Source organism: Mesorhizobium sp. BE184 (genome assembly GCF_031457045.1).
GTDB lineage: Bacteria > Pseudomonadota > Alphaproteobacteria > Rhizobiales > Rhizobiaceae > Mesorhizobium.
The window spans coordinates 1599162-1616388 of sequence record NZ_JAVDVU010000001.1; the positions used below are offsets into that span (position 1 = coordinate 1599162).

At 63.8% G+C, this 17227-nt stretch carries 13 protein-coding genes; 5 read left to right on the plus strand and 8 right to left on the minus strand.

Going from position 1 to position 17227, the window contains the following annotated elements; all coding sequences use genetic code 11:
• The first annotated feature begins 235 nt into the window (after positions 1–235).
• The gene (locus J2X35_RS07820) at positions 236–1999 is read left to right on the plus strand and encodes a hypothetical protein (protein ID WP_310183504.1); all 1764 of its coding nucleotides are present in this window, start codon (positions 236–238) and stop codon (positions 1997–1999) included.
• A gap of 89 nt (positions 2000–2088) precedes the next feature.
• On the opposite strand, the gene J2X35_RS07825 is transcribed toward J2X35_RS07820, so the two are convergent.
• From J2X35_RS07825 to J2X35_RS07855, 7 genes are all read right to left on the minus strand, one after another.
• Entirely contained in the window at positions 2089–3561 is a 1473-nt protein-coding gene (locus J2X35_RS07825; RefSeq protein WP_310183505.1) for an aspartate aminotransferase family protein, read from the minus strand.
• 17 nt (positions 3562–3578) lie between these two features.
• Positions 3579–4586, minus strand: coding sequence for an NAD(P)-dependent oxidoreductase (locus tag J2X35_RS07830; RefSeq protein ID WP_056110204.1), 1008 nt, complete (start codon positions 4584–4586; stop codon positions 3579–3581).
• Positions 4583–5011: an EamA family transporter gene (locus tag J2X35_RS07835; RefSeq protein ID WP_056110205.1), complete on the minus strand. Its 429-nt coding sequence runs from the start codon at positions 5009–5011 to the stop codon at positions 4583–4585. The genes J2X35_RS07830 and J2X35_RS07835 overlap by 4 nt, the downstream gene beginning before the upstream one ends.
• 29 nt (positions 5012–5040) lie before the next feature.
• A complete protein-coding gene (locus tag J2X35_RS07840; protein WP_310183508.1) occupies positions 5041–6390 on the minus strand; it encodes an FAD-binding oxidoreductase in 1350 nt (449 codons plus the stop codon).
• Positions 6387–7826, minus strand: a complete 1440-nt coding sequence (locus tag J2X35_RS07845) for a UbiA family prenyltransferase (protein WP_310183509.1) — start codon at positions 7824–7826, stop codon at positions 6387–6389. Before J2X35_RS07845 ends, J2X35_RS07840 begins: the two co-directional genes overlap by 4 nt.
• Positions 7827–8031: 205 nt before the next feature.
• A complete protein-coding gene (locus J2X35_RS07850; protein WP_056110211.1) occupies positions 8032–8295 on the minus strand; it encodes a hypothetical protein in 264 nt (87 codons plus the stop codon).
• Positions 8296–8440: 145 nt separating this feature from the next.
• Positions 8441–10930, minus strand: coding sequence for a mechanosensitive ion channel family protein (locus J2X35_RS07855; protein ID WP_310183511.1), 2490 nt, complete (start codon positions 10928–10930; stop codon positions 8441–8443).
• A gap of 191 nt (positions 10931–11121) precedes the next feature.
• Here J2X35_RS07855 and J2X35_RS07860 point away from each other — a divergent pair, with 191 nt between their 5' ends.
• The 4 genes from J2X35_RS07860 to J2X35_RS07875 all read left to right on the plus strand — a co-directional run bounded on the left by J2X35_RS07860 (position 11122) and on the right by J2X35_RS07875 (position 16336).
• Positions 11122–12381 carry a sarcosine oxidase subunit beta family protein gene (locus J2X35_RS07860; protein ID WP_310183512.1) on the plus strand — a complete coding sequence of 420 codons (1260 nt, stop codon included), beginning with the start codon at positions 11122–11124 and terminating at the stop codon, positions 12379–12381.
• A gap of 64 nt (positions 12382–12445) precedes the next feature.
• On the plus strand, positions 12446–12751 hold the full coding sequence (locus tag J2X35_RS07865) for a sarcosine oxidase subunit delta (RefSeq protein WP_310183513.1): 306 nt from the start codon (positions 12446–12448) through the stop codon (positions 12749–12751).
• Positions 12748–15741: a sarcosine oxidase subunit alpha family protein gene (locus J2X35_RS07870; RefSeq protein ID WP_310183514.1), complete on the plus strand. Its 2994-nt coding sequence runs from the start codon at positions 12748–12750 to the stop codon at positions 15739–15741. The genes J2X35_RS07865 and J2X35_RS07870 overlap by 4 nt, the downstream gene beginning before the upstream one ends.
• Positions 15734–16336, plus strand: coding sequence for a sarcosine oxidase subunit gamma (locus J2X35_RS07875; protein ID WP_310183515.1), 603 nt, complete (start codon positions 15734–15736; stop codon positions 16334–16336). Before J2X35_RS07870 ends, J2X35_RS07875 begins: the two co-directional genes overlap by 8 nt.
• Positions 16337–16468: 132 nt before the next feature.
• Here J2X35_RS07875 and J2X35_RS07880 read toward each other — a convergent pair whose 3' ends face one another.
• Positions 16469–17179: a nitroreductase gene (locus tag J2X35_RS07880; protein WP_310183517.1), complete on the minus strand. Its 711-nt coding sequence runs from the start codon at positions 17177–17179 to the stop codon at positions 16469–16471.
• Positions 17180–17227: the final 48 nt, after the last annotated feature.

Sequence of the window (17227 nt, forward strand, 5' to 3'; positions counted from 1 at the left end):
CTGCCGGACATTAGTCCGGGCGGCAATCGCGCTTTCGGCCTGTTTGCGACATGGCGGAAACGGCGCGCGACTTGCCGCGCGAAAGGCCGCCTTGCGCGTCAACCTTAATGAAACGTTACCCGCCGCCATTAACGTTTTCGTCTCAACGATCTGTTAGGAGAATTTCCGGGTTTACCGGCCGCTGGATAATACCGGCACGCAACAGGCCGGATGTGCAAGGGCAACGGAGCGGGACATGAACACGGCTGCGAATGGCAGCGGGATGCGGACCTCGTTCTTGGCGCGCGCGGGCTTCGCCTCGCCGCTGGTGGTGCTTGCCTTGGCCGTGCTTGTCGTCGCGGTCCTGTCGGCGATACCGCTCGTCCTTCCCATCGGCTCCATGTACTGGGACGTGTTCGTCTACTACGATGCCGCCAACCGGATCGCCTCCGGGCAGGTTCCGGTCACCGACTTCTTCACACCCGTCGGCCCGCTCGGCTACTATCTGTTCTCCGGCTTTCTGGCGGTGTTCCCGAACGCGCATCCGACACTGATCGCGCATTGGTCGCTGCTGCCGGTGACGGTGCCTTTGATGGCGCTGATCCTGTGGGACGTCGATCGCCGCTCGCGGCTGACGGCGTTCGGCCTGCTGGTGCCGTTCCTGATCTTTGCGCTGCTGCCGTTCAACACGCGGGAATTCTATCCCTTTCCCGGGTCCGATGGATTTGGCATCTACAATCGCCACGCCTCGCAGCTCATCTACGTGCTGGTCGCGGCGCTGGTGTTCGTACAGCAGCGCAAGCTTCTAACCGCCATCGTCATTGCCACCATGGCGGCGCTGTTCTTCCTCAAGATTACCGGCTTCGTCGCTGGCGGACTGATCGCCGCCTTCGCGCTGCTGGCCGGCCGGCTGCCGCTGCGCCATGCGCTTGTCTCGGCCGGCATCTTCCTGGCCATGCTGGCGCTGGTGGAAATCCCGACCGGCATGGTGAGCCGCTACATCATCGACATCGCCATCCTCATCAGCCTCAACAGCGAAACCATCGGGCCACGCTTCTTCCAGGCGGCATCGAACGGCTTTGGCATCATCGCCCCGGCCGGTATCCTGGCGCTGGTGCTGATGTGGTCGGACAGGGCAGCGCTGACACGTCAGTTTGCTTCCGGCTGGCGCAATCGCAACGCCGGCGAACTGGCCGTCGCCATCAACCGCGGGCCATTCTGGCTGATCGCCATGATCGCCTCAGGCATCCTGTTCGAAACCCAGAACACCGGCAGCCAGGCCTTCATCTTCTTCTGGCCCGTCGTCCTCGGCATCCTGCTCCACACGCCGGCCCTGTTGCCCAGGCCGAAACTGTTCGTCACCGTTTTCACCCTCGCCGCGGCGATCGCGCTCCCGCCCATGGTCAAGGTCCTGGAGCGCGCCGCCCGAACCTATATCGGCACGGTCAAAAACGTTGCGCTCGATCATTCGAACCTCGGCACGCTGGGCGACGTCTCCATGCGCGAGGCCGTCGCGGAGCGCGTCGACCGGATGCTGCGCTTTTATCCGCAGCACCGGCACCTCTATGACGATCTCGTCGCCACGGGCGAACTGCCGACCCCGATCTTCTATTCGGATTTTGATTTCCAGGTCATCTATCTGGCGACGACCAGCCGCGCGGTAGACTCCATTCGCGCGCTGGAAGCGGCGAAAGGGGTCCGTTTCGAGACGATGATGTCGCTGAACTTCGTCAACCCGTTCCCTTATCTGATGGACCGGCTGGCGCCCCGGCACATCGCCATCGGCGCCGACCCGACGCGGGCAGTGCCGCCGCCCGGCTCGCAGGAAGACCGCGCCGTCGCCGATACCGACATCGTGCTCTACCCCACCTGCCCGCCGACGACATCGAACGCCGAGCTCTACAAACTGTATGAAAAGCCGCTGGCGGATCATCTTCGCATAAAGCTCGACGATTGCTACGATGCCTTCGTGCATCCGAAATATGCAGCAGCGCTGGGACTCGGCCCGGCCGCGCAATAAGCCGACAACCGACAAAGAAAAAGCCGGGCAGTTGCCCGGCTTTTTCGTCTCCAGGTTCGGCGGGTTTTTACACCCGCCGCGTCTCCAGCTCAGCGCACCTGGCTCTTGACGAAATCCTTGACGATGGCAACGATACCGCGCGAAAGCAGGCTGTCCAGCGCCTCGATAAAGCGGTCGACATGCTCGCGGCCGCAGATCAGCGGAGGCTCCAGCCGGATAACGTTGCGGTTATACTCGGTGAAGGCCACCAGCACGTCGTAGTCGCGCAGCAAAAGCGCGCCGACGAAGCCCGACAGCGAGCCCTTCAGCTTGTCGTCCAGGACGCTCACGATCGGACGCAGCACCATTGGCAGCGTCTGCGAGAAGTCATGGAATTCCAGCCCGACCATCAGGCCCTTGCCGCGCACGTCCTTGATGATCTTGGGGTGCTTGTCCTTCAGCGCCTGCAGGCGGGTCAGTAGATAGTCGCCGGTCGCCGCCGAATTGTCGATGAGGCCTTCGTCGTAGAGCAAATTGATGCCCTCGATCGCCGTGACGCAGGCCTCGCCCATGCCGCCGAATGTCGCCATGGCGTGGATCATCGCCGTCTTCGGCGTGCCGTAGGCTTTCATGTAGATGTCGCGCTTGGCGATCATCGCGCCCACTGCCGCCTTGCCGGCGCCCAGCGACTTTGCCAGCGCCGTCACGTCCGGCACGACGCCATAATGCTCGAAGGCATAGAAGCGGCCGGAACGGCCGTAGCCGCACTGCACTTCGTCGGCCACCCAGAGGACGCCGTGCTTGTCGCACAGCGCCCGCAGCTTCTGCCAGTATTCCGCCGGCGCCTGGATGATGCCACCGCCGCCCTGGATTGTTTCCAGAACGATGACGCCAATCTCCGGGTCGTTCCTGAACAGGCGCTCCACGGCGTCGATGTCGCCGAAGGGAATGCGCACGGTGTTGTCCGCCATCTTGAAGTCGGCGCGGTAGAGCTGCCCATCGGTGATGCCCAGAACGCCCTTGGTCTTGCCGTGGAAGGAATTCTCCGCATAGACGATTTTCGGCCGCTTCGGGCCGGCGGCGCGTTCCGCGACCTTCACCGCCGCTTCCATCGCTTCGGAGCCGGAGGAGCCGAGGAACACCATATCGAGGTCGCCGGGCGAACAGGCGGCGATGTTGTGCGCCAGCGCCGCCGCATATTGCGACATGAAGGCGATGGCGATCTCCTGTCGCTTCTCCTCCTGGAACTTGATGCGCGCGTCGAGGATGCGCGGATGGTTGTGGCCGAAGGCCAGCGAGCCGAAGCCGCCGAAGAAGTCGAGGATCTTGCGGCCGTTCTGGTCGATATAGAACATGCCTTCCGCCCGCTCGATCTTCACCTTGTGGAAGCCGAGCAGCTTCATGAAGTGGATCTGGCCGGGATTGAGGTGGTCCTTGAACAGGTCGGTGATGCGCGCGACATCGAGCGCCTTCGCCTGCTCGACGCTGATCAGATCCGGCTTTTTGACGGTGGCGGGCGACAGCGCCGGTGCGTCGATCACGGCGCGGGCAGCGGTCTGTTCAGGCTTGGTCATGACAGTCATTCTATTCTCCTCAAGCCTTACTCGGCGGGTACATGGCTGGTTGCGACGGCGTGGCCGTCCTTCTTGGCGCGGTATTCCTTGTAGGCGGCGATCAGCATGTCCTCGTCGCGATATTGAGGCGCCCAGCCGAGCTGGCGCTTTGCCTTGGAAACGTCGAGCACGCATTCCTCGTCGGCGATGAGATACTGCTCCGGATCCATGATCGGCATGTTCATCCAGTCGAGCAGATCGAGCGTGCGCTTGACCGCCCAGCCCGGCGTCGGCACCAGGATCGATTTCGATCCGGCGTGCTTGATCAGGTCGCCGAGCAGCTTGCGCACCGGCGGCGGGTTGAGCGAACCCAGATTGTAGGCCTCGTTCGGCACGCCGGCCTTCCAGGCCGCGCGGCAGGCTTCGGCGCAGTCGAATACGGAAATGAACTGGTACGGGTTCTTGCCCGAACCGATCATCGGCACCGGCAGGTTCCAGTCGATCAGCTTGAACAGCTTCTCGAGGATGCCGAGCCGTCCGGGACCGATGATGAGGCGCGGCCGAAACAGTGAGATCGACATGCCGCGCTGGCGCCAGTCCGCCGCCAGTTCCTCGGTCCGCCACTTCGACAGGCCGTATTCGCCGAGCGGCGAAACAGGATGCTCCTCCGTCATCGGATAGGTGACGGTATGGCCATAGATCATATCGGTGGTGAAATGGACCAGCTTCGGCGCGCCGGCCTTGTCCATCGCCTCAATGATGTTGACCGTGCCGTGATAGTTCACCGGGAAGAAGAAATCGTGCCGCTTGGCCCGAACCTGGATCGGCGACAGCATCTTGGCCGACAGGTTGTAGACCATGTCGTCGGCCTTGATCCCGACGGCGGCGACCGAGGCGGCATCCGTCACGTCGCAATGGACATGCTTCACCGACCGGTAATGCGACAGGTCGCTTTTGACGATGTCGGCGACGATAACGTCCTGGCCATCGGCGACGAGTTTCGGAGCAAGGTGGCGGCCGACAAATCCGTCGCCGCCGAAAATGATGTGTCTCATCGAACGATCTCGCTAATCTTTTCGGGCGAAAGGGAAGCCGTTTCCTGCTCGTGGCCGCTGCCGCCCTGGGCGATCAGCGCGGTGCCGAGGCAGATCGCGGCGATACCGGCGATGCGCCAGGCGTTCATGTCCTCGCGGAAGACGAAATAGGCGAACAACGCCACCGCCACATAGGCAAGACTGAGGAACGGATAGGCGAAGGAGAGCTCGACCTTCGACAGCACGTAGAGATGCGACGCCATCGAGATGACGAAAGTGCAGAGGCCGAGGAACACCCATGGGCTGAATACGATTTGCAACAGCTTCAGAACGGGATTGACGCCCTCGAAGGAGATCGGCCCGAGCGACATCATGCCCTGCTTGAGCATGAGCTGCGCCGCCGCGTTGGTCATCACCGTAAAAAGTATGAACACTATGTATTTCATGGTCTTCGCTTCATCTGTTGATTCATTGCCTATTCCGCCGCCTGCGCCGGGACAGCCCGTCGCGCTGCCAGCTGCAAGGCCGTCCGCATCCAGAAATCCGACAGGAAGGCGGGGTCGCGCATCGTTTCCAGCCGCTGCCATTCCGGGAACGACGCCTCGAACGTCTCGGCGCTCATGCGCGCATCCTTGTAGGGATTGACCGCGCCGCCGGCGTCCACCGTGATGCGGTCGAGTTCGGCCAGCAGCCGCAGCGTCGCTGCGCCGCGATTGGGGAAGTCCAGCGTCAGCGTATAGCCGGGGCGCGGGAACGACAGCAGCGCCGGTGAGCGCATGGCGCCGAACCGCTTCAGGACGGTCAGGAACGATCCCTGCCCGGCCTTGCGGGCGGCGGCAAGCAATTCGCGCACGGTTTCGCGCGCGGCGTCCTCGGGCAGCACGCTCTGGTGCTGGAACAGGCCTTTGGGACCGTAGAGCCTGTTCCAGTCGCGCACCCCGTCGAGCGGGAAGAAGAAGCCCTGATAGCCCGTCTGGTGGTTTTCCGCCCGGCCCTTGCGCCAGCGGTATGCCGCATTGAAAACTTTCAGGAACGGCCGGTTGAGGACCGTCAGCGGCGGCTGGAACGGCACGGAAAGCCGGCTTCCGCCCTGCGAGGCGACGCGCTGGCCGTGTTCGGCATGATTGCCCGTAAACAGGATACCGCGCCCGGCCTTGCGGCCACCGGCGAGCTGGTCGATCCAGGCAACCGCATACTCGTTGGCTTCGTCGGCCGCCGGCGCCAGGTCGAAATAGCCGTCGAGCCCGGCGAAAGGCACGGCCTTCTCGATGATGTCGAGCGAAGGCACCCGCATCAGCCGCATCGAGACCGACAGGATCAGGCCGGTCAGCCCCATGCCGCCGATGGTCGCCCAGAACAGGCGCGGATTGTCGGAAGGCGAACATTTGTAGGAACGGCCATCGGAACGCAGCAGCGTCAGCGCCTCGACATGGCAGCCGAACGTGCCGCGCCGGTGATGGTTCTTGCCATGCACGTCATTGGCGACCGCGCCGCCGAGCGTGACGAACTGGGTGCCCGGCACGACCGCCGGGAAGAAACCGAACGGCGCCGCGTGGGCGATGACGTCGGACAGCATGACGCCGGCATCGGCTTCCACCAGTCCGGTTTCGGGGTCGAACTTCAGCAGGCGGTTGAGCGAGCGCATGTCGACGACGGCGCCGCCATGGTTCTGGCACGAATCGCCATAGGAGCGGCCATTGCCATAGGCGAGCAGCGCGCCCGAAGGCACGCCACCGGCTTTCAGCTGCGCAATCGCCTCTGACGCGGGCATGAAGCGCGACGCGGGAGGCGTGACCATGCCGAAACTCTGGTACGGAGCGCTCATGCCAGCCACGCCCCCACGACGAGCAGCAGCGCGCCCATCAGGATGACGATCTGGCTGCGCCAGTCGCGCATGATGAACACAACCGGATCGTCCTGCAGTTCATCGCGCCGCGCCAGGATCCAGACGCGCATCGCCAGATAAAGCACGATAGGCGCAACCGGCCAGACCACCCAGGGATGGCTGTACAATTCGCGCACTTCATTGCTGTCGATGTAGAGCGCCAGAACCAGCGCCGAGGAAAAGGCCGAAGCCATGCCGGCCTGTGCCACGATCTCCTGGTCTTCGGTGCGGTAGCCGCGCCCGGCGATGCGCTGGCCTGCCGACAGCATGGTCGAGCGCAACTCGACATAGCGCTTCACCAGCGCCAGAGACAGGAAGAAGAAGGCCGAAAAAGCCAGCAGCCAAAACGAGACGTCGATGCCGGTCGCAGCGGTGCCCGCCAGGATGCGCATCGTATAGAGGCCGGCCAGCGTCAGCACGTCCAGCAGCAGCATCCGCTTGACCGCCAGCGAATAGGCCGTCGTGGCCACCATGTAGCCGGCGAGCACGATCAGGAATTCGACCGGCAGGAACAGCGCCGTGCCGATACCCACCGCCAACAGCACGGCGATCGAGGCCAGGCCGAACGGAATCGACAGCATACCGCTTGCGAACGGGCGGTTGCGCTTGGTGGCATGCTGGCGGTCGAGCGCCAGGTCGAAGAAGTCGTTGACGATATAGATGGCCGACGCGACCGCTGAAAACGATACGAAGGCGAGCGCGCAGTCCTTGATCAGCGCGACGTTGAAATATTCGTGCGACAGAACCAGAGGCACCGCGATCAGTGTGTTCTTCAGCCACTGATGCACACGCAGCATCTTCAAAACGGTGCGCAGCGTTGGTTTGGGCCCTGGCATGCTGTCGCCGCCGTGCTTCGCCTGCCATCGGGCGGCCGAACGGTCCGGCGCGACGACGATGGCGCGCCGCGCCGCGTCGAATACCTTGAGATCGTGCCTGCTGTTGCCGGCATAGTCGAACCCGCCATCGCCATAGGCGGCGACCAGCGATGCACGCTTCTTGCCCGAAGTCAGATTTTCCTTGCCGTCCGTCGCCAGCACCCGGTCGAAAATGCCGAGATGCAAGGCAATAGCCTCGGCGAATTTGCGCGGCGTGCCGGTGGCCAGCACGATCTTGCGGCCTTCGGCATGTTCGGCCCGCAAACGCTCAAGCAAGGGCTGCCGGTATGGCAGCGAGGCGGGATCGATGTCGACCCGCGCCGCGATTTCCTGCTTCAGGCGAGCCGGCCCGCCGGAAAGCCAAAACGGAATCAGAAAAAGATAAAGCGGATTCTTCTTGAGCAGCGCGAAGACGCCTTCCCACAGAAGATCGGTCGCGATCAGGGTGCCGTCGAGATCGACGGCCAAAGGTACTGCGTTCTTGTCTGAGCGCGCATCCATTGCCCTGATTGCCCCAGTTCTGCCCCAGCGCCGTTTCCGGCACATCGGACATAGCTGTGAACAGGCTACGGAACGTTAAAGCGAGGGGTCTGAACAGCCGTCGGACCGGCTATTTCCCGCGTCATCGTTAAGCTGCGGTCAATTGAATCGCTAAAAGACGAGGAAAAGGGAAAAGGCCGGGACTGGCCCGGCCTTCACTGTCCGGTTACTTGATCTTGGCGACGCCGCCGGAAATCTCGATCGTTTCGGAGCCGGTCAAGGCTTCAAGGTCGCCATTGGGCAGCGTCACGAAGCAGCCGCCCGAGCAGAATTGCACGGTTTCCCCGCCTGCCAGGTTGAGTTCGCTTTTCGAACCGCCTTCCGTGACGATCAGGGTGCGCGTTTCCGAATCCCGGTTCACGGCGCTGGCGCCGAAAGCGGAGCCAGCCGCTGCGAGAAAGGCGACGGCAGCGATGAGGGACTTCCACATTGCGATCTCGGTGTTTCCACCGCCTCTGTTGCACTGAGCAAGGCATTCCCGCTCTTGCCGACCAGTCTATAGAGGAAGCAATGTGAACCGCAACTGAATGCCCCATTCATGCCGCAATTGGTTTTGGCAGGGGTGGACAGCGGCGTCAGTTGGGGTCCGGCTTGCGCGGCCGCTTCGGCCGCTTTTTCTCGTATTCCTCTGTCGCCTCTGCCTTGATGCGCGTTTCTTCGGCGAAATCGGCTTCGATCTTGTCGTCGTCGGTCGGCCAGGGCGCATGTTTCTCGACCGTCGCGCGCGGTGTCGAGGGTATCTCGATGTTTTCCTTGGCAAACGCATCGATGATGGCGAAACGGATGTCGTTCTGCACGATGCTGCCGTTCAGGATATCGGCGAGGAAGACGCGAATCTCGAATTCCAGCGCCGCGGTGCCGAAATTGACGAACTGCACGAACGGCTCGGGGTTCTTAAGCACCAGCGGATGACCCCGCGCGATCTCCAGCAGCACTTCGTGCGCACGCTTGATGTCGCTGCCATAGGCCACGCCGACCTTGATCTCGACGCGTCCCAGCTTGTTGCGATGCGTCCAGTTCCCGACCGCCCCATTGATAAGGTTCGAGTTCGGCAGGATCACCGACTGGCGCTGGAACGTCTCGATCTCGGTTGCGCGCACGCTGATTTTCTTGACGGTGCCGCTGACGTCGCCGGCGACGATCCAGTCGCCGACCTTGAATGGCCGTTCGGCCAGAAGGATCAGGCCCGAAACGAAATTGGACACGACATTCTGCAGGCCGAAACCGATGCCGAGGGAGAGCGCGCCGGCGACCAGTGCGAGGTTCGAAAGATCGATGCCTGCGGCCGAGATGCCGACCAGCCCGGCGACGGCGACGCCGGCATAGCCGACGATCAGCCGGATGGAATTGCGCACGCCGGTATCGACACGGCCCCGCGCCATGACGGAATCGTCGAGCCAGCCCTGGAACCAGCGCGTGACGAAATAGCCGATGACGAAGACGACGATGCCGGTCAAGATACCGGTGATCGAAATGGTGACCGAGCCGATCGTCAGCCCGGTCGCCAGCTTGTAGCCCCAGGCCTGGATATCGCCGAACTGGAAGCCCCACATGAACAGGATGAGCGGCAGGAACACCAGCACGATCAGAAGGTTGATGCCGATGCTGACAGCCAGCCCGAACTGATCCAGCGTCGTTTCGTCAAGGTTCGACTTTTGTCCCAGCCAGGCGCCGGCGGATGAGGAACCGAAACCGCCTTCCGCGCCGATGGCGCGCGCCGACAGGAAGCCGATATAGGCGGTGACCAGGATCGTGCCGGTAACCACCACCTGCAAGGAGACGAAGAGTGCCAAGCCGATATAGCCGAACAGCGCCGCACCGATGGTGAACAGCCCCAGCGCATAGGCGCAATAGCGAAGCCATCTCGGCCACGGCCGCCAGTCGCCTGTATGCGAGCGAAACGGGCGGACCGACCCCATCAGGATAAGCAGCACGCCGACGATGATTGTCGCGATGAAGCTGCGGGCAATAGTGAGCGAAAGCGGCGATCCCATCTGGTCGTTGACGACGGCCAGGAAATTGTTGATGCCGATGACCACCGCCATCGCCGTCGCCAGATGCACCAGCCAGCGCGCCGGCGCGGATTCGACCGGTATCAGCCGCCAGTTCGGCAGGCCGGGCGAAAGCGCCGCGTTGGCCAGCCGGTTGACGCAGAAGATGATGGCGGTCACCGCCATGAAAGTGCGCAGGAAAATGCCGATATCGCCGCGCAGCACACCGTAGTAATCGAAGAAGAAGAAAGTTGCGACGAAGAACACCGCAAGCGCCGCGGTCGGCAGCAGCGTCGACCAGAACGCCACGGAAAGGCGCCCCAGATAGGAAGGCTCGCTCACGTTCGGATCGGCCACGAAAAGCCGGCCGAACAGCCGCCGCCCGCCGATCATCAGTACGGCCGCGGCCGTCAGCGCCAGCAACGTCGCCACCAGCATCGCCTGGAACTTGAATTTCAGGGCAAATGAAAGCCACGAAGAGACGGCGTTGAAGAAGCTGTCCGCTTCCTTGCCGGCGTCGGAGATCACCTCGCCGCTCAGCGCGTCGGTCAGCACATAGCGCTTCGTCAGCAAATTGCGGAACAGCTCGCTTCGCAATGTGCCGATCTTTTCGATCAGCCCGTTGATTCGCAGCGACAGGCTTTCCGCATTGGCGAGAACGACGTTGATCTGCGCCTTTTCGGATTTAAGCGCGTTCCGTTCATCGGTGACGATGTCCGCCTCTGCCGCCTCGTCCTCAGGCGGCGGATTGCCCAGTTGCTCGAGCCGGCCGTTGATTTCCGAAAGCCGCGGACGGAAAGCAAGCGCGCTCTTGAGCGCCTGGCGCGACAAGTCTTCGAGTTGAAGACGGATCTCGACAAGCGCGCCGTCATCCTCCGCCTTGTCCCGAATCTGCGTCTCGAAACCGTCGGTTTTCTTGGTCAGCGCCTGCAGGACGGCCTGCTGGTCCGCGACAAGCCCGGTCGGCGCCTGCTGCTGGACGCCCTGCGCCACGCCGGTGCCCGGCCCGGCAACCACCAAAGGTGCCGCTGCCAGTAGAAGAACGATTAGAATGCGAATCCATCGCAGAAACATAAACGGGCGACTCGCGAGCAGACTGGATGCCGAAAAATTGCGCCATTGATAGAGAGGCTCGTCCGGCCGGGCAAGCCGCGTCACGCAACCGAATATGAGGTCGGCCTTTCGAAAGGCGGTGGCGCAATATTGGCTTTGACGGTGCGGCCTGCTCTATAGTCTGCTTCGGCACGCAACGGAAAATCATCGGCATGGCGGAATATTCGGCCCTCGCGCTGCTCAAGAACGCGCTGACGGGCAACAAGGACTGGAAACCGGCATGGCGCAAGCCGGAGCCCAAGGCCGCCTATGACGTCATCGTCATCGGCGGCGGCGGACACGGGCTTTCCACCGCCTACTATCTTGCCAAGGAGCATGGCGTCACCAATGTCGCGGTGCTGGAGAAGGGCTATCTCGGCTCCGGCAATGTCGGCCGCAACACCACGGCGGTACGCTCGAACTATCTCCTGCCACCCAATACGCGCTTCTACGAGCATTCGATGAAACTGTGGGAGAACCTGTCCCACGACCTAAACTACAATGTGATGTTCTCGCAGCGCGGCGTCCTCAACCTCGCCCATTCGCCGGCGCAGTTGGACGACTATGCCCGACGCGGCAATTCCATGCGCCATCAGGGCGTCGATGCCGAACTGCTGTCGGTGGCTGAGATTTCCCGGCTGATCCCGGTCATGGATACGTCCAAGGCCGCACGCTTTCCCATCCATGGTGGGCTGATGCAGCCGCGCGCCGGCACCGCCCGGCACGATGCGGTCGCCTGGGGCTATGCGCGTGGCGCGGACAGGCGGGGCGTCGATATCGTCGAGAACTGCGAAGTGACCGGATTCCTGCGCGATGGCGACCGTATAACCGGCGTCACGACCTCGCGCGGCGAGATACGCGCGAAGAAGGTCGCGGTGGCGGTGGCCGGCTCCACCGGCCGCGTCATGCAGCTTGCGGGCATCGACCGGCTGCCGATCGAAAGCCATGTTCTGCAGGCCTTCGTGACGGAATCGCTGAAGCCGGTGCTGGATACCGTCGTCACCTTCGGCATGGGCCACTTCTACGTCTCCCAGTCCGACAAGGGCGGGCTGGTCTATGGCGGCGACATCGACGGCTACAACAGCTACGCGCAGCGCGGCAACCTGCCGATCGTGCAGGAAGTCATGGCCGAGATGCTGGCGCTTTTCCCGAGCCTCGCCGGCGTGCGGCTGCTGCGCTCCTGGGGCGGCGTCTGCGACATGTCGATGGACGGTTCGCCCATCATCACAACCGGCCCCCTGCCCGGCATGTACCTGAATTGCGGCTGGTGCTACGGCGGCTTCAAGGCGACGCCGGCCTCCGGCTTCTGCTTCGCCCACACCATCGCCCGCGACGAACCGCACGAACTCAACGCCGCCTTCACGCTCGACCGCTTCCACCGCGGCATGCTGATCGACGAAAAAGGCCAGGGGGCAACCCCGCGGTTGCATTAGACCATGACCCCGAAAAGTGGAGACCGGTTTCGGACAAGATCATGGTCAAACAAAAGATGACAAGATGCTGATCACCTGCCCCTATTGCGGCGCGCGCGACGTGTCCGAATTCACCTATCAGGGCGATGGCAACCGTCAGCGCCCCGCGCCCAATTCACAGGACCTCGATGCCTGGAACGACTATGTCTACGACCGGCTGAACCCTGCCGGCGACCACAACGAGATCTGGCAGCATTCCGGCGGCTGCCGCACCCACATCCAGGTTGTGCGCAACACGCTGACGCATGAAATTTCCGCTGTCCAGCCGGTTCGCCCCGCGACGAAACCGAGCCCCGTCAAGCCGGCAGGCCGGCGCGGAGCCCGGCCATGACTTCCCGCCGCACCGAGACCGGCGGGCGCATCGACCGCTTCCGCACCATTCGCTTCACCTTCGACGGCGCGTCCTATACCGGCCATCCCGGCGACACGCTGGCATCGGCCCTGCTGGCGAGCGGCGTTTCGCTGTTCGGACGCTCGTTCAAATACCATCGTCCGCGCGGTGTGCTGACCGCCGGCGTCGATGAGCCGAACGCGCTCGTCACCGTGTTGCGCGGCGATGTCCGGGAGCCGAACGTTCCCGCGACCATGGTCGAAATCCATGACGGGCTGGTCGCCGAAAGCCAGAACCGCTTTCCGTCGCTGAGCTGGGATATCGGCGCGCTCAACCAGCTTGCCGGCAAGCTGATCTCGGCCGGCTTCTACTACAAGACCTTCATGGGTCCCGTGATCGGCCCGCTGCAAGGCACGCGCTTCTGGATGTTCTGCGAGCATTTCATCCGCCGCGCAGCCGGGCTCGGCCGCGCAGGAAAGGCGCCGGACACCGCGCGCTACGAGAACATGAACGCGTTCTGCGACGTGCTCGTCGTCGGCTCCGGCCCTGCCGGGCTGATGGCGGCAAGGACTGCCGCCGAGGCCGGCAAGCGCGTCATCCTGGCCGAACTTGACCCCGTTCTGGGCGGCTCGGCCAACTGGTCCGTTGAGACGATCGGCGGAGTGCCGGCGGCCGACTGGGCGGCCGAGGCCATTCGCGATCTGCAGGAATTCGACAGCGTCCGGCTGCTGCCGCGCACCACCGTATGGGGCTACTACGACGGCAATTCGCTCGTCGCGCTCGAACGCGTCGGCGATCACAAGGAACGGTTCGCCACCGACGAGCCGCGCCACCGGCAGTGGACGATCCGCGCCGGCTCGGTGGTGCTCGCCACCGGCGCGCTGGAACGGCCGCTGGTGTTTCCAGGCAATGACAGGCCGGGCGTTATGCTGGCGAGCGCCGCCAAACGCTACGCCAATGAATTCGGCGTGCTGCCCGGCGACAAGGTCGCCGTCTTTACCAACAACGACACCGCTTACGGCGCGGCGCTGGCGCTGAAGACCGCCGGCGCACGCACAGTCCTCATCGTCGATGTGCGGGCGGACGTTTCCGCTGACATGCGCGCCATCGCCAACGAGCTCGAAGCGGAACTGCTGACTGGCCATGCGGTCGTCGCCACCGAGGGCGGCAAGGCGTTGTCCGGCGTCACCGTCCAGCCTTTCCAGGCTGCGACCGGCACAGCGTCCGGCGAAGCGCGCAACATCCACGCCGACGGCCTGCTCGTTTCGGGTGGCTGGTCACCCGCGATCCATCTGGCCAGCCAGGCGGGTGCCAGACCGGAATGGGATGACGGATTGCAGGCATTCCTGCCGCCGCAACCGACGCAGAAATGGACCGGCGCCGGCGCCTTCAACGGCGCATTTTCGACCGCTGAATCGATCGCGCAGGGTGTCGCCGCCGGCATGGCCGTGTCCGGCGGCGGCGGCCAGCGCTTCGAGCCACCGGCGGTGGTGACGGTTGCGGGAGACCCGAAACCCGCGCCGGTTCTGGAAATCCGCGCCGATGGCAAGAGCTTCGTCGACTTCCAGCACGACGTGACCGCTGATGACGTGCGCCTCGCCCACCGCGAGGGCTTTGTCTCGGTCGAGCACCTCAAGCGCTACACCACGCTCGGCATGGCGACCGACCAGGGCAAGACGTCGAACGTGCCCGGCCTCGCCATCATGGCGGCGGCGCTCGGCAAATCGATCCCCGAGGTCGGCACCACCCGCTTCCGCCCGCCTTTTGCCGGCGTCTCGCTGGGCTCGCTGGCTGCCGAACGCTTCGGCGACCTCAGGCCTGAGCGGCTGACACCGATGCATGACTGGCATGTCGAACATGGCGCGACCATGTATTCGGCCGGGCTTTGGCACCGCCCGCAAATCTACGGCGACCCCGGCGAGACCATCGAGCAGGCGTATGTGCGCGAGACAAGGGCAACGCGCGGCAGCGCCGGCATCGTCGATGTCTCGACGCTGGGCAAGATCGCCGTGCAGGGTCCGGACGCGGCGGAATTCCTCGACCGCGTCTACACCAACATGTTCTCCACCCTGCCCGTCGGCAAGGCGCGCTACGGCCTGATGCTGCGCGAGGACGGCATCGCTTTCGACGACGGCACCACCTGGCGGCTCGGCGAGCGCGATTTCCTCATGACCACCACCACCGCCAACGCCGGCAAGGTGATGCAGCATCTGGAGTATTTTCTCGATGTGATCTGGCCGGACCTGAAGGTGGCCGTCACCTCGGTAACCGACCAGTGGGCGGGCGCGGCCATCGGTGGGCCGAACGCGCGAAAAATCCTGCAAAGCGTCGTCACCGGCACCCCGGTCGACGATACCGCCCTGCCCTTCATGGGCATCGTCCATGGCGAGATCGACGGCGTGCCGGTGATGATCTGCCGCCTGTCCTTCTCCGGCGAAATGGCCTTCGAGGTCTATTGTGGCGCCGACTGGGGAACGCATGTCTGGGAAGCGCTGATGCAGGCCGGCAAGCCGTATGGCCTCGTGCCTTATGGACTGGAGGCGCTCGGCACGATGCGCATCGAAAAAGGCCATGTCACCGGCGCCGAGATCGACGGCCGCACCACGGCGCGCGATCTCCATCTCGGCTGGATGCTGTCGAAGAAGAAGCCTTTCATCGGCTCGGCGATGATGGACCGCGAAGGCCTGATCGCCAGCGACCGTCTGCAGCTTGTGGGTATCGTTGCCCTGGACAATCGCCCACTGAGCGGCGGCGCGCACATTGTCGAGGAACTGGACGAGGGGAACCCGCACGGCTCGATCGGCCACCTCACCGCCTGCTGCTATTCGCCGTCGCTCGGCAAGTACATCGCGCTGGCCCTGCTGGAAGGCGGCAAGGCGCGTCACGGCAAGCGCGCCTTCGTCTCGGATCCGCTGCGCAAACGCTTCGGCCCGGTCGAGATCGTCAGCCACCACTTCTTCGATCCCGAAGGGACGCGCATGCATGGCTAGCCGAATTGGAGTTGAACGCCTGTCGCCGCTGGAGCCGGTCTACCGATCCGGCTCGCATGGCCGTTTCGAGGATGGCGTCGAGGTTGCCCTGTCCGAAATCCGCCCCGGCTCCATTGTCCAGGTCACCGCCTGGCCGGGCGAGGAACAGAATGCCGCCGCCGCCATCCGCGCGGTGACCGGCCTGAATATGCCCGATGGACCGGGCGGCGGCGTGGTCGCCTCGGATCAGCATGCCTTCGGCATTGCGCCGGGAAAATTCATCGTCACGGTTGAAAGCGAGGGCCTGGTTGCCGCGCTGGTGAATGCCATTCCACCGGCGATGGGTGCGGTGACAGACCTTTCGCACGGCCGCACCATTATCCGCATCGAGGGGCCGAAAGCGGAATGGGTGCTGGCGAAGTTCTTCGCCATCGATTTCGCGCTGCCGGCCTTTCCGCTCGGCGCCGGGCGCTCGACGTCGCATCACGACATCTTCGCCCAGATCCAGCGCACCGGCGCCGACCGGTTCGATATCTGCGTCTTTCGCTCCTTCGCGCGGTCGTTCTGGAAGGCGCTATGCCACGCCAGCGCGGAGGTAGGTTACGAGGTGCAGTAAAAGGATCGGCAATCGGCAATCGGCAATCGGCAATCGGCAATCGGCAATCGGCAATCGGCAATCGAAGTTGCATCTGTCAACACAGAAGAGAGCGCAAGGACAAGGTCTGCCTACTGCCTACTGCCTACTGCCTCATTCCGCGAACGTCACCCATTCGTCCACCGGCGCGCGGTCGGTCCTGAAGGTGGCTTCGGGTTTGGACGTATCCTCGTAGCCAAGCGCCATGCCGCAGACGACGACTTCCTCGTCGCTGATGTTCAGCACCGGCCTGATCTGGCGGTGATAGGGCGCGAATGCCGCCTGCGGGCAGGTGTCCAGGCCCCTCGCCCGCGCCGCGATCATGATATTCTGCAGGAACATGCCGTAGTCGATCCAAGACCCCTGGTTCAGGCGGCGGTCGATGGTGAAGATCATGCCCACGGGCGCATCGAAGAAGATGAAGTTGCGGTCGTGCTGGGCGCGCATCTTGTCGACGTCGCGGCGGCCGATGCCGAGCACGCCATAGAGGCCGAAGCCATTGGCGCGGCGGCGGCTGAGATAGGGCTCGAAAAACTGGTCCGGATAATACTTGTACTCGTCCCATGCCACCTTTTCGGCGCGGATGCCGGAATTCAGGATAGCGTCGGCGATACGGTCCTTCACCGCGCCCTTGGTCACATAGACCCGCCATGGCTGCATGTTGGTGCCCGAAGGCGCGCGCGCCGCCACTTCCAGGATTTCTCGAATCGTCGCGTCATCCACCGGCGTCGGCAGAAAGGAGCGAACCGACCGGCGCGAAACGATCGCGGCGTCCACCGCGGAAACATCGTCGGGCCCAGGGGTGTCATGTTCGGTCGCCAGCATCGCATTCCCTTTGCGCGGAGTGCAGCCGGCGTCCCCTATTCACCAGCT

What these genes read in the sequence shown, in the direction of transcription:
- J2X35_RS07820 (WP_310183504.1), top strand. Translation starts at nt 236, where the DNA reads ATGAACACGGCTGCGAATGGCAGCGGGATGCGGACCTCGTTCTTGGCG.
- J2X35_RS07825 (WP_310183505.1), bottom strand. Translation starts at nt 3,561, where the DNA reads ATGACTGTCATGACCAAGCCTGAACAGACCGCTGCCCGCGCCGTGATC.
- J2X35_RS07830 (WP_056110204.1), bottom strand. Translation starts at nt 4,586, where the DNA reads ATGAGACACATCATTTTCGGCGGCGACGGATTTGTCGGCCGCCACCTT.
- J2X35_RS07835 (WP_056110205.1), bottom strand. Translation starts at nt 5,011, where the DNA reads ATGAAATACATAGTGTTCATACTTTTTACGGTGATGACCAACGCGGCG.
- J2X35_RS07840 (WP_310183508.1), bottom strand. Translation starts at nt 6,390, where the DNA reads ATGAGCGCTCCGTACCAGAGTTTCGGCATGGTCACGCCTCCCGCGTCG.
- J2X35_RS07845 (WP_310183509.1), bottom strand. Translation starts at nt 7,826, where the DNA reads ATGGATGCGCGCTCAGACAAGAACGCAGTACCTTTGGCCGTCGATCTC.
- J2X35_RS07850 (WP_056110211.1), bottom strand. Translation starts at nt 8,295, where the DNA reads ATGTGGAAGTCCCTCATCGCTGCCGTCGCCTTTCTCGCAGCGGCTGGC.
- J2X35_RS07855 (WP_310183511.1), bottom strand. Translation starts at nt 10,930, where the DNA reads ATGTTTCTGCGATGGATTCGCATTCTAATCGTTCTTCTACTGGCAGCG.
- J2X35_RS07860 (WP_310183512.1), top strand. Translation starts at nt 11,122, where the DNA reads ATGGCGGAATATTCGGCCCTCGCGCTGCTCAAGAACGCGCTGACGGGC.
- J2X35_RS07865 (WP_310183513.1), top strand. Translation starts at nt 12,446, where the DNA reads ATGCTGATCACCTGCCCCTATTGCGGCGCGCGCGACGTGTCCGAATTC.
- J2X35_RS07870 (WP_310183514.1), top strand. Translation starts at nt 12,748, where the DNA reads ATGACTTCCCGCCGCACCGAGACCGGCGGGCGCATCGACCGCTTCCGC.
- J2X35_RS07875 (WP_310183515.1), top strand. Translation starts at nt 15,734, where the DNA reads ATGGCTAGCCGAATTGGAGTTGAACGCCTGTCGCCGCTGGAGCCGGTC.
- J2X35_RS07880 (WP_310183517.1), bottom strand. Translation starts at nt 17,179, where the DNA reads ATGCTGGCGACCGAACATGACACCCCTGGGCCCGACGATGTTTCCGCG.